Raw genomic sequence first — 15501 nt, 5'->3', positions numbered from 1 at the left:
ATCCGTAGAAGAAATGGGCGGGAGAAGGTGACCTACGACCATCCTGCGCTGGAGAAATCCCTCGGACGCACGCTCGGCATCCCGCTATTCCAGGAACAGCTCATGCAGATCGCGACCGATCTCGCCGGATTCACCGGGGCCGAGGCCGACCAGCTGCGCCGCGCGATGGGCTCGAAACGCTCGCCGGAGAAAATGGAACGCCTGCGTCGCCGCTTCTTCGACGGGATGCGCGAACTCCACGGCATCGGCGACGGCGCGGCCGGAACACCCGAATCGATCGAGGTGGGGCAGAAGGTGTGGGAGAAGATCGTCGCGTTCGCCGCCTATGGTTTCCCCGAATCGCACTCCCAGTCCTTCGCCTCGATTGTGTACTACTCGGCGTGGTTCAAGCGCTACCATCCGGCGATCTTCTGCGCTGCGCTGCTTCGCGCCCAGCCGATGGGCTTCTACTCCCCGCAATCGCTCGTCGCCGACGCCCGTCGGCACGGGGTCACGGTGCACCGTCCCTGTGTCAATCGCTCTCAGGCACTGGCCGACTGCGAGGCCGGGGGCACCGAGGTCCGCCTCGGCCTCGCGTCCGTACGGGGGCTTGGCAAGGACGCCGCCGAGCGCATCGCAGACGCCCGCGACCGGCACGGCCCGTTCCGCGACGCCGCCGACCTGTCCGCCCGAGCGGACCTGTCGGTCAAGCACATGGAATCCCTGGCCACCGCGGGCGCGCTCGACGCGCTCGTCGCCGTCGCCGATGCGCGCTCCAGCCGCCGCGCCGCGCTGTGGTCGGCGGCGACCGCGGCGCGCCACAAAGAGGGCATGCTGCCTGGGCTCAGCCAGGTCGAGGCGCCGTCGCTGCCGGGGATGAGTCTCGTGGAACTGGCCACCGCGGATCTCGCGATCACCGGAATCACCCCGGACTGCTATCCCACGGAGTTCGCGCGCACCTTTCTGGATGACGCCGGAGTGCTGAAGGTTTCCGGGCTCGATGCGGTGCCCGACGGCACCAGGATCCGCGTTGCCGGGGCGATCACCCACCGCCAGCGGCCGGCTTCGGCCGATGGCGTCACGTTCCTGTCACTCGAGGACGAAACGGGGATGGCGAATGTCGTGTGTTCGCGCGGACTGTGGTCCAGATACCGGCCGATCGTGTCCTCCGCGCCGTCGGTCGTGGTCCGCGGCATCGTCGAGAATGCCTCCGGCGCCGTCAACGTGGTGGCCGACAAGATCGAACGGCTGCACCTCGGCATGGCCATCGGGAGGAGCCGCGATTTCCGGTGAGGCTACGTGCCGCCGCGGAAGCCCTGCTGGCGCCACGCCTCGTACACCGCAACGGCCGCCGCGTTCGACAGGTTCATCGAGCGGCGCCCCGGGAGCATCGGGATGCGCAGCTGCGCGGTGATGCGCGAGTCGGCGAGCACCGCCTCGTCGAGGCCCGTGGGTTCGGGACCGAACAGCAGCACGTCCGAGGGGCCGTAGGCGATGTCGGTGTGGTGGGTGGAGGCGTGCGCGGTGAACGCGAACACGCGGGCCGGGAGGAGATGGGCGAACGCGGCCTCGATGTCGTCGTGGACGACGACGTGGGCGAGGTCGTGGTAATCGAGGCCCGCGCGGCGCAGGTGCGGCTCGGACAGATCGAAGCCGAGCGGGCCGGCGAGATGCAGCTCGCATCCGGACCCGGCCGCCATACGGATGGCATTGCCCGTGTTCGGCGGGATCCGCGGCGAATGGAACAGCACGCGCGCCGGCCCGGCCGGTGAACCTTCAGTCGAAATCGGAGAAGGCACTGCGGCTACCCCGCGGCCTGGGAATCGCGGCGTCCGACGTCATCGGAATTCCGGGCGGTGGGGTCCGTGGACGCGGCCGCGCAGTCGTCGCACAGGAGCACGAGGATGCGCTCGCCGTCGCGGTCGCGGTTGACGAACTCGTTGGTCGGGGCGCCGCAATCCTCACACTCGCCGAGCTGACGGTAGTCCGGATCGTCCTTCGGTCCGAACTCCATGTGCATGCGCCGATCGAAGACGTACATCGAGCCCTCCCACAGGCCGCGGTTGGCGTACTTCTCGCCGTAGCGGGCGATGCCGCCGTCGATCTGATACACCTCGGAAAAGCCGCGGGAGGTCATGAGCGAGGACAGCACCTCGCAGCGGATGCCGCCGGTGCAATAGGTGACGATCGGCTTGTCCTTGAGCTCGTCATACTTGCCCGACTCGAGCTCGGAGATGAAGTCGTGGGTGGTCGTGACGTCGGGCACGATCGCGTTCTTGAACTTCCCGATTTTGGCCTCGTAGGCGTTGCGGCCATCGAAAAACACCACGTCGTCGCGGGACTCGGCGAGCGCGTTGACCTCGTCGGGGGACAGGTGCGTGCCGCCGCCAACGACTCCGCCGGAGTCGACGGTGAGTTCCTCGGGCACCCCGAAGGAGACGACCTCGTCGCGGACCTTGACCGACAGGCGCGGGAAATCCTCGGCCGAACCCTCGGACCACTTGAACGGCATATCGCGAAACGGCAGGTACGCGCGGGTGGCCTTGCGGTAAGCCTTGCAGTCCGCGAGCTCGCCGCCGACCGTGCCGTTGATCCCGTCGGGCGAGACGATGATGCGGCCGCGGAGGCCGAGTTTCTCGCACAAGGCCTGCTGCCACAACATGATCGCGTGCGGATCCGCCAGGGGAGTAAAGCAGTAGTACAGAAGGATCTTGCCGTTCGCCATGGGTAAATAGTGCTACGTCGGGGCGCCGGATTCTAAATTGCGGTGTGCAGGCAGCGCGCGGCCGGCGATCCGAACCTGCAATAATTGGCGGCGTGACTGCGATCAAACTGGACGGCAAACTGACTCGCGACGAGATCGTCGCCGACCTCGCCCGGCGCGCCTCGGCTCTCGCCGAGTCCGGCATCGTGCCCGGCCTGGCGACGGTGCTCGTAGGCGAAGACCCGGGCAGCGCGTCGTACGTGAAGATGAAGCACCGCGACTGCGAGCAGATCGGCATCAAGTCCATCCGTGTCGACCTGCCCGAGGACACCACGCAGTCCCAGCTCGAGGCGGAGATCGACCGGCTCAACGCCGATCCCGAATGCACCGGCTACATCGTGCAGCTGCCGCTGCCGAAGCACCTCGACGAGAACGCGATCCTCGAGCGGATCGACCCCGACAAGGACGCCGACGGGCTGCACCCGACGAACCTCGGCCGGCTCGTGATCGGACAGGACGCGCCACTGCCGTGCACGCCGAACGGCTGCCTCGCGCTGCTGCGTCGCTTCGATGTGGAGATCGCCGGCGCCGAGGTCGTGGTCGTTGGACGTGGGCTTACCGTCGGGCGGCCGATCGGGCTGATGCTCACCCGGCGCAGTGAAAACGCGACGGTGACGTTGTGCCACACCGGGACGAAGGACCTCGCGGCGCACACACGTGCCGCCGATATCGTCATCGCCGCGGCGGGGGTGCCGCACATGATCACCGCGGACATGGTGAAGCCGGGCGCGGCGCTTCTCGACGTGGGCGTGTCCCGCGTGGACGGAAAACTCGCCGGGGATCTCGCGCCCGATGTGTGGGATGTGGCCGGCGCCGTCAGCCCCAACCCAGGAGGGGTGGGTCCGCTGACCCGCGCCTTCCTGATGACCAACGTTATCGAGCGGGCCGAGCGCCTCGCGGGAACAGACTGATCCGCACACTGTTCGGGCGGATTCCGACGCCCTTGGTCGTGTAGCCGACCGCGGTCCGCGGGGCTCCGCCGTCCTCGGCGACAGGGACGAAACGCCTGAGGATCGCCGCTGCCTGGATCGTGAGCGCCGACCACGAATACAGGTCGGCGGGACAATTCCGCACGCCGACGCCGAACGGGATCGCGGCGGTGTCGCGAGCCTCCGACTCGTGGCCCGGGAGCCAGCGGTGCGGTTCAAACGAGGTGGGCCTGGGGAAGTTGCGCGGATCGGAGTGGATTGCCTGCGGGCTCATCCCGATCTGGACGCCGTCGGGCAGGACGAGGTCGCCGAGGCGGATCTCGCCGCGCGCATCGAGCAGCGTGATCCACGAGGTCCACAGGCGCATCGTCTCCATGAGAGCGCGGCGTGTGACCGGCAGCGCGGTGGCATGACTCGCCTCGACCGGCCCGGACCCCACGACGTCATCAATCTCGTCGATGACCTCCGACAGCGCGGACGGCGCGTGGGTCAGCTCGTGCAGGAACGCCAGGAGCATGCCGGCCGGGGATTCGATGCCTCCCATGACGAAACCGACGAGCTCGTCGACGATGTCCTCGTCGCCGAGGGACTCTCCCGTACCCGGGTCGACGTGGGTGACCAGTGTGGAGAGCAGGTCCCCGCGGTCGCTGCCGTTGTGGCGATATTCTGCGACCACGTTCTTCGCCTCCGCGCGCATGCGGGCCGAGGTGTCGAGAAAGCGGCGATGGGAGCTGCGGCGCAGCTCGGCGACAGCGACGGGGAAGATTGTTCGGATCGAGGCCTCGGCGAGTAATTCGGGGGACTTCGCGCTGAGGACCGAGCGCGCATCGGCGCCGATATCAGCGCCGATGAGAGACGCCATGAGCGTGTCGATCGCGAGTTTCTCCACGAATGGGGTGGCGTCGAACGGGGTCCCCACGGGAAGCGTGTCCAGCCACCGGTCGGCGATTTCGGCGAATGACTGCGCGTACACCGCGATGCGGTTGCGGTGGAAGGCCGGCGCGATGAGGCGGCGTCGACGGCGGTGATCGGACCCGCTGAGCGTGACCAGCGAGCGCCCGGTGAACGGGGCGACGGGCTCGATGAGATTGTCGCGGTGGAACTCGCCGGCCCGCCCGAGACCGACCTCCCGCACCAGCTCGATTGTCGTCGCCATGTATAGCGGACGCGGGCCCATCCCGACCTTGACGACGGGACCGTACTTCGGCAGGGAGCGGACGAACGGGAGCGGGTCGGTGATGAGTTGGCGCGCGTGGCCGATTCCGGGGAGGCGGCCCGGCGCCCACGGCACGTCTGAGAGGCGGTTCGGGAATGCGGCCATATCGATCATGGATCCTTCCGGCTGGCGGCGATCGGGTTCAGCCGATGAGCACGAGTAGGGAAACACAGAGGTAGAGCAGGACGAGGAAGAGCGCGGCCGATGCGGCGCTCGGCCGGTCCCGATCCCCGCGGGCGAAGTTCCACAGGGAATCGAACGGGATGATCAGCGTCAGCGGCAGGAGCCATCCGGCGACGTTGAATACCGGCGCGGAATCCCAGGGATGGGCGAGAACGACCGCGCCGAACACCGCGAGGACCGAGAACGCAGCCGAGAGCGCAGCCGCACCGCGAACGCCGAGCACGCGCGAGTAATCTCCGGCTGCAGAATTCTCCGCTGACGCCGACTTGCGTGCAATCTCGAGCTGCAGGAAGGCGCCGGCGAAGAACACGAACAGCCAGATGACCTGCGGATTGGCTGTGCCGGGTTCGAGACGCTGATACGTCGAAGTCAGGAGAAAAATCGTGGCCAGGATCTGCACCGGGTAGGTCAGCGCCATCTCCAGCAGCGGTCGGCGATCGAGGTGCCCGATTGCGCGGCCGATTGGCCACAGCGCGATTCCGTAGGCGAGAACCAGGGCGAGAGTCGCCGCACCAACGACACCGGCGGACACGAACGCGAGTATGAGCCCGGTCGCGCCGAAGGCACCCGCCGCCACGCCATACTCCGCCGGCGAGGCTCGGCCCGAGGGCAGCGGACGGTCCGGATGCGCCGCGCGGTCGCCGGGAAGGTCCTTGAGATCGTCGAGCAGGCGCAACGCGATGAGCGCCGCAAGCAGCGCGACCGTCTGCGCCGCGAATCGCCCGGCGCTCGCGGCATCGACCCCGAAACCGGCGAGCGACCGCGCCGCGGACGTCGCTGCCGAGGACCACAGGACGGCGTAGAGGACGTAAGTGGCGGGGAAGCGCTCGCGGAAGAACATCGCGGTCGACCTGGCCACACCCAACGGGGTCATCGGCTACCAGGCTCCGTCCCGCCGATTTCGGGCCGGCGGAGACCGACGAGCACGTCGGAAATCAACCGTCCATGTTGGCGTAGGAGAACGCGCGCCCCGAGCGTGGCGCCGGGCGGTGCGTCCTGGGACGCCGTCTCGATCTCGACTCGGCTCTCGAGTTCGCCGAAGCCACGGAAATCAGCGTCGATCGACGTCATATGCCATTGTTCGCGTTCACCTTCGAGGACGGTGAGCAGCGCGGCCTGGCGCGAACCCTCGAGCTGGAGCATGCCTGGCACGTGGTCGAGGGAGTGGTCGAAGTGCACCGGGTGGGCCGGGTCCACGACCAGCTGCCGGCCGCCGGGGGAGATGACGGCGTTCGCCGCGACCTCGCGGAGGATCTCCTCCGCCGCGATCGGCGCGCACGGCGGGAGCGCGACCGGCTCGCCGGCGAAGCCCGCGCTCTCGCGTGCGGCCGTCCGGAGCGCCTGGTAGTCCGCCTGCGAAAGCCACGTATACGAACCGGAGAACGTCGCGAGCCGCGTGCGTTCCGGGCCGAACACGGCGAAGTCCACGTCGAGGCCGGTGACCGAGCCGTCCCCGCCGGGCGCGCTACGTTCGCGCTCGGAGACGATGTCGATGGTGACTTCCAGCGGGTGACCCGAGTGCAGCGGCGCATCGCCGTCGAAGGCGCCGCTGAACCTGCGCACGATGAAAGCGTGTCCCAGCGGCGCACCGTAGTTGACGTGTGCGCTTGCGATGGCGCCCTGCCGACATGTCTCCATCAGCTGGAGGAGGTCGAGCCGACCGGACTGGGCGCCGAGGTGGTCGCCGTGCACCGGGTGGGCCCGGGCGACCTGTGCGCCGACGGGGACGACGAGGCGCCCCTGGTCGTCGCGGCGCGGCTCGGCCATGGTGCTCACGAACGTTTCGGCGCGCGAACGGCGGTGCACCAGTCGGCGGTCGAGGGCGCGTGTGTGCAGCGGCTCGGTCGCCCCGCTCTGCCATGCCGCGGCGCCGGGGTTGGCGAGAGTGACGTCGCCGTGCGGGGTGCGCATGGGCAGCGTGCCTGCCCCCGCAACGAGGACGTGCCACGCGGTGAGCGGATCGAGATCGGCGGGGGAGGCGAGGAGCCGCCGTGTGGTGTCCTCGGTGGTTTCGCCGTGGCGCGAGCGAGCGATAAGTGCGATCCGGGAGTTCTCTACATTGATAGTGGGCATGTGGTGCTTTTCGGTCAGCTCGGCGGCGAGCGTGCGTGCGACGTCCGCGGAGTCGTGGCGCGAGAGGATACGCTCGATCGTCTGCGCTCTGCGCGCGGTGTCGAAATAGATGCCGAGCTCGCGCAGCACATCCGCCGGCTCGTCCGGGGTATGGACGAAATTGAGCAGGTAGGAGTCGGTAGGCAGCGCGTGGCGGAGCTCTCCGGGCACGCGCTTGGCCGGGTCCGTCGGGCCTTTCGCAGCCGTGAGCTCTACGGACGTAGGTACGTCCCCTTCGACCCGGTCGCGCCCGAGTACGAGGACCAGCGAGGGGGACAGCGAGCGGATGACGTCGGCCAGTCCCCGCCGCTCCGGCGAGGCGATATTCCACTGGTGCAGCCACAGCGCGCGGATATCGTTGCGGCCGAGCCGGGCCGCCGCGGCGTCATGAATCGTATAGCCGGCCTCGAGCAGCCAGTCGACCGCCGCCGGAGCCGCGCCGGCGCACACGCCGTCGGGCTTGATGAGGAGCACAGCAGTACGGGCGCCCTCTGCAGCGGCGTCCGCTGTGCGCCCCGCCAGCTGTTCGGACGCCTCGAGGTACCACGTGTCGCGAGCGAAGATCTCGGCCTTGTCCGGCGAACGTGTCCAGGACCCGAGCAAGCCTGCCGGCGTCGGTGGGGTGTGTTCGCGGCTCATCGGTGTCCTCCCGACGCGCCTGCGGCGACGCTCGCGACGGCCTCGTCCACCGAGCGCAGGCCGTCGGCGAGGAATCCGACGCGAAGGCAATCGTCGAAGATCGCGCGAAGGAGCTCCCTCCCGCTTGCGGGAAGTGCGGCGTCATGGGCGGCGAGAAGCTCGCGGGTGGCCGTGGTGTCGAAGCGGACGGTCCGGACGAAGTAGTCGGTGTAGTCGCGGGCGACCCGGTCGAAGTAGGCACGCTCGCGGCGGTCGAGCTCGTCGGGGTCGAAACCCGCCGGCGGCACGAAACGGTTGATGTCGAAGCAGGGATACTCGGAGATCACGTCCGAGACATCGCGCAGACTGAGCGCGTCCCGGCCGACGGCGTGGAACGTGCGGCCGGAGATGCCGTCGGCGACGACATGCGCGATTACGTCGGCGACCATGTCCACCGGGGCGAGCGCGAGCGTCGCGCCGTAACGCCCCGGCAAAGTCCGGAGCTTGCCCTCGGTGATGAGCTTGAGCACGAGGTACAGGTTTCGCCGGTCGGTAATGCGGCCGTCCTCGCTGTGTCCGCACACGATCCCGGGCCGGACGATGGCGACGGGCAGTCCGCCGCGCTCGGCGTCCCGCACGATCCGCTCGGCCTGCAGCTTCGAGGCCTCGTAGCCGTTGTTGAAGCGCTGGCCGCGGTCGAGCTCGGACTCGAGGAAGGTCGCCCCGGGGCCGGCGAGCTCGTCGAGCTTGCCACACACATACGCTGTTGACACGTGCACGAGTCGCGCCGAGGCTCGCTGGGCGAAGGCGACGGCGTTCTCGGTGCCACCGATGTTGAGCCTGCGGTACACGTCGTCAGGCTCGGAGAAATTGGTGGTCGCCGCGCAGTGGACGACCGTGTCGAGCCGCCGCACCAGCGGGTCGGTGGGATCGAGGCCGAGCCCGGGGGCCGTGACGTCGCCGTTCACGACGCGCACGCGCGCCGCGTGCAGCGGCCCGTCGACCGTGCGGATCTCCGGCTTGCTGTGCACCATCGCGAGAACGCGCCGCCCCTGCCTCGCCATCCGCGCGCACACCTCCGCGCCGACGAGCCCGGCCGCGCCGGTGACCAGTACCGTGCCGTCACTCATGATCCGGGCCCCTTCATTTCCTCGGCGAGGTCCTGCACGGCGCCGACTGTCATCACCTCGGCGAGCCTGGACTGGGGGATGGGCTCCAGCTCGAGCGCGTCCTCGAGCGCCATCGTCAGCTCGACGAGACGAAGCGAGTCGAAGCCGAGGTCGTCGATGAGACGAAGCTCCGGTTGCAGGCCGCCGACCGGCGGGTTCGGTGCCATCGCCTCGACGACGTCGAGGGCTCGCGTACGTGCCTGGGCGGCGTCGGTCATGGCATGTCTCCTTGCGTCGTGTCGATTCCGGCGTGCGGCTGCTGGCCGCCGGATTCGACGAGATCTCGGGCTTCGTCGAGCGGCAGGGTCGCGTCGAGATAGCCTCCGAGCCTCAGCCAGTCGTAAGCGATCTTCAGCGTCTCGTTCCACTGGGCCGGGCCGTCGAACGACGAGGGGAAACCTGCGCCGATGGCGAGCTCGCGCACGGAGGAGACGAGCGCGTCGATCCGCTCGGTTAGGCCCTCGGGGTCGGCGTGGATCGCCTCGACCGACGTGCTCTCGCCGAGCAGCTCGTCGACCGTGTCAGCGAGGGCATCGATCTGCGGATTCGGCGGGCACAGCGTGCGAAGCGAACGCGCCGGCTGCACATCGGCCGGCAGCGGATACACCCCGCAGCTGGTGAGCACGAGCCGCGACGACAGCAGCACGACGCGCGCCGCGGCCGCCGATGCGACGCCCCACTGCTCGCTACGCAGCGCGCCGTCGAGGTCCTCGCGCGCGTTCTCGGTCACCATCAGCGACCAAACGAGCGCCATCCCGCACGCGGCGAAATCCTTGGCGCGCAGCGCGGAACGGACGAACGGCACTCTTGCGCTCTCGGAAGTCGCACCGGCCAGGGTCAGCGCGGGCACGCCGGTCGCCGGCGGCGGGCTCACCGCCTTCGACTCGGCGACCATCGACATCGCGGGCCGCACCTCGCGCCACTCCTGCCCGGCGCGCACGGAAAGGCGCACCAGCCCCAAGTCGAGCGCCCACTCCAGCACCTCCGCGAGGGATGTATCGCCGTCGAGGTGCGCAGCCAGGGTCCGCCCGGGCACCACGCGCCGCCAGGCATCCGCGAACTCCGACGTCAGGATAAAGACATCCTCGCGCCCGCGCACGACGTGCACACGCGAACCGATGATCCACGTGGTCACCTCCGGCACGCGCTCGATGCGCAGCTGCGCCGGCGACGGCTCGCGCGTGCCCAGACGCTCGCCGACGAGATCGGCCCAGCGCTCGGCATGGCCGGACGACGCGCCTCCCGTAGCCCCCAACAGTTCGGCGGCCGAGGCGTCACCGACGCGGTGTAGTTGCTCGGCGAGCCACTTGGATTCCAGGTACGTTTCGCCCTTTGCGGCCAGATCGGCCTTGAGCGCCTGCACCCCGGCCTCGCGCATCCAGCCGGCCTCGCCTGAGGCATTGCCGAGCGCCCGCGCGGCCACCGCCCGGGCGCGGCACGATTCGGCCCGCACCCGCCACCAGCGGCCAAGGATTCCCGCCAACTCGCGTGTGTGGGGAAGGGACACATCGTCTATGACGTCGGACGCGCGCACCAGCTTCGACCCAGCGAGCCGCTGGCAGCGGTTGAGAATGTCCTCTCCCGGGATCTCGGGGTCGGGATCGTCCGCGTCGGACGCCTCGACGGCAAGCCGGTCGAACTGCGCGTGGATCTCGGCCTCCGAGCGGGTGCGCACCTCGACGCGGCGGCCCGCCTCGAACAGGACGGTCGGCATTGTCGGCGTGGCCGGGTCTCCTGGAATGACGACGAGGAAATCGACGTCACTGCGCGCATTCCCGAAGCCTTCGGCGAGCGAACCCTCGTGAAGGACGCCCGCTGCCTCGGGAACGTCGACGCGCGGCGCGACCGCCTCCCACAGCGCGAGAATGTCCGCATCCGCATACTCGCGAGCGCTCGCCTCGGGGGCCTCTACAGGAGTAGCGAAATCGATTTGTCGGTCTTCGCGGATGTCGGTCGCGGCACCGTCGCCTGTGGGGGAGCCGACGAGGAGCCGGATAAGTTCATGGCGGCGCGGTTTGCCGCTGGAGGTTCGGGGGATGAACCCGCGCGGCACGTCGCATACCTCGACTTCGCGGTCTCCGCACATCGTGCGCAACACAGTTCGCGCAGATTCGAGCTGCTCGTCGCGTGGTGACTCGAGTGCGAGGAGCACCTTCGGACCGCCGGCCTGTGGGGCGGCCGCGGCCGCGACCCGACCTCCGGGAAGCCCGCTCGCGTGGGCCACCGCCGCGTCAAGGTCCTCCATGAACACGGTCCGCCCGCGGGTCTTCAGCGAGGTGCCGATGCGCCCGAGCACGTACAGCCCTCCGTCGTGGAAAAAGCCGGCGTCGCCCGTGCGCAGCGTCCCCCGATCGAACCGCGTCCGCTCGGGATCGACCGCGCCGCCCGACTTCTGGAGGTAGCCGTCCGCGATCGACGGGCCGGCGACGCAGATCTCGCCGACAGTGCCCAGGGGCAACGGCGCACCAGCGGGATCGCAGATCGTCACGGGCGCGTCGACGTCCGGGGTGCCCACGCAAAACGACCAGTTGGTGTCGTCGCCGCCGGGTACCGAACCGTCGGTGGCGCACCACTCATCGGAAATGGCCGCTGGTCGGCCGATTTCCGTGGCCGGGGAGAGGGCGAGGGCTCGCATAGGCTCGCCGAGCCGCGTCCCGCATGACATGAGCGTGGATTCGGCGAGCCCGTACGCGGGCCGGATCTGCGCGGCGGTGAAACCCAGCCCGCCGAACCGCTCGAGGAACCCCGAGATGTCCGCCGCGCGCAGTGGCTCCGAACCGATGACCAGCGACTTGAACCGCGATAGGTCCACGTCGGGCAGCTCGCGCCCGCGAAGGCGGTACGCCGCATAGCCCAGCCCGAAAGACGGGCTCGCCGAGTGCTGGCAGCGCGCAAGCATCTCCACGTACCGCTCGGGCCACCGAATGAACTGGTCTGGGCGCATCAGCTCCAGCCGCGACTTCGTCGACACCGCCAGCAGCACGATCCCCACCAGGCCCATGTCGTGAAACATCGGCAGCCACGCACAGAATCCGTCGCCGGGCTCGAAGCCCACGTGACCTGCGATCATGTCGAGGTTGTGTGCGAGCGCCTCCCAGCTGATCACGACCCCGCGCGGCGAACCGGTCGACCCGGAGGTGAATTGCAGGAGCGCGATATCGCCGCGGTCGCGATCCGCTTCGGCGTCACCAACCTGGCCGGCCCGCGCGGCCAACGCAGCGGGGGAGACGACGTGTGCGCTCGTACCGGCGAGCGTGCGTGCACGTTCGGCGAGCGGGGCGAAATCCTCGCTCGCCAGCACGAGCGGTGCGGCGGATACCTCGAGAATTCCGGCGATCTTTTCGGCCGCCGCATCGGCCTCGCCCAGCCCGGGAGGCGACAGCGGCACGAGCGCCGCGCCGGAGTCGAGCACCGCCCAGTAGGCGACCACCGTGTCGACTGCCGTCGGTGCGATCACCGCGACCGGCGTATCCGCGCCGTACCCGTTCGAGGCCAGCCAATACGCGATCGCATCGCCGAGCCCGCGGACCCTGGCGGCCGCCTCCTCGTACCCGAGCCCGTCCCACTCGCCGCTGTCGTTCAATGCACGTATGACGGCGGAGCCACCCGGTTCATCAACCCAGCCGACAACCCGGTCGATATCGATATCTGCCCAGCGGCGCCGGTGGGCGTCTCTGGCCGCCGAACGCGGAGCCGAGGTGGCCGTCATCGCCGTGCCTCCTCGTCGCTCGTTGTCTCGGATTCCTCTGCGCCGGAGAGGACGGTGACCGTGCCTGCGGTCGCGTCGACGCGGACGGTCATCCCGTCCCGCAGCAGCGAGGTGAGGTTCTCGATCTGCACGACGGTTGGAATGCCCAGCTCCCGTGCGATGATCGCGACGTGGGTGAGTGGCGATCCGCGCTCGATGAGCAGCGCCTTCGCGGCGGGCAGCGCCGTCGCCCACCCGGGATCGGTGCGGTAGCCGACCAGGATGCCCTCGCGGATATCGGCAGGCGAATCGACGACGACCACCGTGCCCTCGGCCACGCCCGAGGACGAGGCAACACCGCTGAGCTCATCGCCGACCTCCGCCGCCGGCAGCCCCGACCGCGCAACGAAGCCGAGCTCGGCGAGCTCGCCGCGGCCGCTCACCGGCCCCGAGGTCCAGAATCGTGCCGGACCCGCCACCGAACGGGACAGGTGTAGAGCCTCCCGGCGCCGCGCCACTGATGCGCGGGCGGCATCTCCGCCGTCAGAGGCTGTGCCTCCACGCAGCTGCGCGCGAAGCTCGTCGAGGGTCAGGAAGAACACGTCGTCGAATTCGCCGAGAACCCCGCGGGCGGCGAGATCGCGGCCCATGGCGCGAACCATGCGCTTGACCATTCCGAAGGCGCGGGTGCGGGCGAAGCGCAGGCGCTCGCGTGCGGCGGCGCCTGCGGACGTCTTTCGGCGCAGCGCCTCGTAGACGCGGCGGCGCACACCGTGCAGGTTCGCGTCGAGGTAGGCCTCGGCGTCCTCTCCGCGATTCGGCGCGCCGCCGGCCATTGCCGCCCGCAGCAGCACCACGAGCATCGACGGATCCTCTCGCAGGTCGGGGATCTCGAGTTTGAGCTCGTCGAGGCTGCGGTAGCCGTAGTTGTCGATGTACTCGTCGGCCGCGCTGCGCAGCTTCACCGGGCCATGCTCGCGAATCCACTGGTAGACCTCGGCGGGATCTCCGCGGCGGATTCGCTCGGCCACGGCCTCGTCGTCGATGAGTGCGGCCATGTCCGCGAGGGCGTGGGCTGGCTCGGCGGACTCGATATCCTCGCCGGGAGCGATCGCCGCGAAACCGAACCATTCGGGCGCATTCGGCAGCAGCACCTTGGTCAGCGCGAACAGCAAACCGGAAAGCGTCAGGAGCGCCGCGTCTAGCACCATCACCGGCCCCCACCGGCGCAGCAATTCGCTCTCGAGTTCCTCGAATCGGGCGAGGACCTCGGTTCCGTCCATCGTGTCGTAGTCGAGCGCGTCGAAGCGGGCGTAGATGGCGTCGAACTCGCGGAGGAAATCGTCGACGAACGATTCGACGGTGGCGATCCGGCGAACATAGGTCGCGGTGGTGATCGCGCGCGAGACGAGCCGGTGGACGGGCGAGCGGAAGGTAAACGGCTTGAGGGTGCGCGCAACCCGGGAATCCAGCGGCTCGCCGACGCCGAGTGCCACCTCGAGTACGCGCCGATTGAGTGCATAGCCAGGCGCGATTCCGACCATCCGATACCAGTGCAGCAGGTCGTAATACACGCGGCCGTAGAACTGACCGAGCAGGTGGGGCGTCCACTCGGCGACCTGCTTGAGCTGCGCGCGCGGCACTCGCAGCGAACGCGCGTAGCCGTCGTAGACGTGGCGGTACACGTTCGACGCGGTCGAGAACGTCAGCGGCGAGGTAGGGCCGTTGAAGCTTTCGAGAATATTCGAGTTGTCCCACAGGCGCGCCTCACCGGCGGCGACCTTTTCCGCCGAGACGAGGTCGTCGATCCCGACAGGTACCGGTAGGTCCGGGACCGGGGTCGTGGCCGTCACCGGGCGACATTGCAAGATGTGCAGCCCGGCGTCGTCGAATGCGAACTCGACGTCCTGCCGCGGGCCGAGGGCATCGGTGATCTTCGCAAGCGCCTTCCCGAGCGTGCGGTATTGCTCGCGGGAAAGCGCGGATTCGGCGCGCTCGGCGGGTACGACCTCCAGCTCGTGGACGTCGCCGCCGACCCGCCGGAACGCCGATTCCTTAGCGCCTATTCGCTCGGCGAGAACCCCACCCGCGGTATCGAGCACAGCGGAGTCGGCGTCGACGGCGCCCGAGACGAGCCCCTCGCCGAGCCCATACGCTGCGCTCACCAGCACGCGCTCGTCGAGGGTAAAAGCGACACCCGCCGCATGTGGATCAACCATTTTCTGGATGACGACGGCCATCGGCGTCTCCGCGGCGGTCGGCTCTTCCGCTTCGTCGGGGACGGCATCCGGTAGCGCCGAGGCCCAGCACCGCCTGACCGAGTCCGCGATCGCGCCCGGATCGTCTGCGCGCACGCCGAGCACGGTCTCGAAGCGGCCGGCGAGGGATTCGTCCGAGCCGTCCTCGGCCAGGCCGGATGAGCGTACGGCCACGAACTCGCAATCCAGCTCGTCGAGAATGGTCGCGATGCGCGCCTCGGTGCTCGCATCGAGCGGCTCGCTCAGTGCGCGCTCGCGAGGGGAAAGACCTTCGGGGGCAGAAGTGTTCCGGGAGCGCACTCGTTCGAGGTGGGCCTGGCCGTGCGCGGCCTCGAGTGCCCGCCACGGCGGCACAGCGATCCCCGCAGCATCGAGTCGAAGGAGCCCGATCGCTTTACCTCCGACATTTCGTATGTCGGCCCGGTCGAGTCTCACGTCAGCGGATCCCATCCATCAATTCTAGGGTGGTCTGTGTACTTGGGGTCTGCCCAGACTATCGGGATCGGGAAGCGAGTACGTTTCACTCTACGGAGTGAGAGTTTCCTCATCGGCGGGGATTTGTGGCCCGATGGAGGCCGCCGATGC

At 69.2% G+C, this 15501-nt stretch carries 11 protein-coding genes; 2 read left to right on the top strand and 9 right to left on the bottom strand.

Translation table 11 applies throughout. The annotated features are described in order from the left end of the window. Positions 1-1272 (top strand): OB-fold nucleic acid binding domain-containing protein (locus K8V11_RS12520; protein ID WP_369693078.1); only part of this gene is annotated, 1272 nt, incomplete at its 5' end. A 2-nt stretch (positions 1273-1274) separates the two neighbouring features. On the opposite strand, the gene K8V11_RS12515 is transcribed toward K8V11_RS12520, so the two are convergent. Continuing rightward, positions 1275-1778: a tRNA (cytidine(34)-2'-O)-methyltransferase gene (locus K8V11_RS12515; RefSeq protein ID WP_303914833.1), complete on the bottom strand. Its 504-nt coding sequence runs from the start codon at positions 1776-1778 to the stop codon at positions 1275-1277. Between the two features lie 5 nt (positions 1779-1783). After that, complete coding sequence (locus K8V11_RS12510) at positions 1784-2704, bottom strand: rhodanese-related sulfurtransferase (RefSeq protein ID WP_303914831.1); 921 nt, start codon at positions 2702-2704, stop codon at positions 1784-1786. 92 nt (positions 2705-2796) lie between these two features. Here K8V11_RS12510 and K8V11_RS12505 point away from each other — a divergent pair, with 92 nt between their 5' ends. Next, positions 2797-3654: a bifunctional methylenetetrahydrofolate dehydrogenase/methenyltetrahydrofolate cyclohydrolase gene (locus K8V11_RS12505; RefSeq protein WP_303914828.1), complete on the top strand. Its 858-nt coding sequence runs from the start codon at positions 2797-2799 to the stop codon at positions 3652-3654. Here the strand turns inward: K8V11_RS12505 and K8V11_RS12500 are convergent. Genes K8V11_RS12500 through K8V11_RS12470 form a run of 7 tightly spaced genes read right to left on the bottom strand, consistent with a single transcriptional unit; the run spans position 3617 to position 15366 of the window. Beyond that, entirely contained in the window at positions 3617-5002 is a 1386-nt protein-coding gene (locus K8V11_RS12500) for a cytochrome P450 (protein ID WP_303914826.1), read from the bottom strand. The two genes, K8V11_RS12505 and K8V11_RS12500, sit on opposite strands and share 38 nt — an antisense overlap. Positions 5003-5030: 28 nt before the next feature. Beyond that, positions 5031-5945: a UbiA family prenyltransferase gene (locus K8V11_RS12495; RefSeq protein ID WP_303914823.1), complete on the bottom strand. Its 915-nt coding sequence runs from the start codon at positions 5943-5945 to the stop codon at positions 5031-5033. After that, positions 5942-7822 (bottom strand): AfsA-related hotdog domain-containing protein, encoded by a 1881-nt coding sequence (locus tag K8V11_RS12490; protein WP_303914821.1) that lies wholly within the window; start codon positions 7820-7822, stop codon positions 5942-5944. Before K8V11_RS12490 ends, K8V11_RS12495 begins: the two co-directional genes overlap by 4 nt. Continuing rightward, complete coding sequence (locus K8V11_RS12485; protein ID WP_303914819.1) at positions 7819-8931, bottom strand: SDR family oxidoreductase; 1113 nt, start codon at positions 8929-8931, stop codon at positions 7819-7821. Before K8V11_RS12485 ends, K8V11_RS12490 begins: the two co-directional genes overlap by 4 nt. Then, on the bottom strand, positions 8928-9188 hold the full coding sequence (locus tag K8V11_RS12480) for a phosphopantetheine-binding protein (RefSeq protein WP_303914817.1): 261 nt from the start codon (positions 9186-9188) through the stop codon (positions 8928-8930). Before K8V11_RS12480 ends, K8V11_RS12485 begins: the two co-directional genes overlap by 4 nt. Then, positions 9185-12679: a DUF6001 family protein gene (locus K8V11_RS12475; protein WP_303914814.1), complete on the bottom strand. Its 3495-nt coding sequence runs from the start codon at positions 12677-12679 to the stop codon at positions 9185-9187. Before K8V11_RS12475 ends, K8V11_RS12480 begins: the two co-directional genes overlap by 4 nt. Further along, a complete protein-coding gene (locus K8V11_RS12470; protein ID WP_303914811.1) occupies positions 12676-15366 on the bottom strand; it encodes a PEP/pyruvate-binding domain-containing protein in 2691 nt (896 codons plus the stop codon). Before K8V11_RS12470 ends, K8V11_RS12475 begins: the two co-directional genes overlap by 4 nt. Positions 15367-15501: the final 135 nt, after the last annotated feature.

The sequence above is a fragment of the Dietzia timorensis genome, assembly GCF_020742175.1.
GTDB lineage: Bacteria > Actinomycetota > Actinomycetes > Mycobacteriales > Mycobacteriaceae > Dietzia > Dietzia timorensis_A.
The sequence above is the reverse complement of the archived record's forward strand: the minus strand, read 5'-3'. Positions and strand labels throughout refer to the sequence as shown.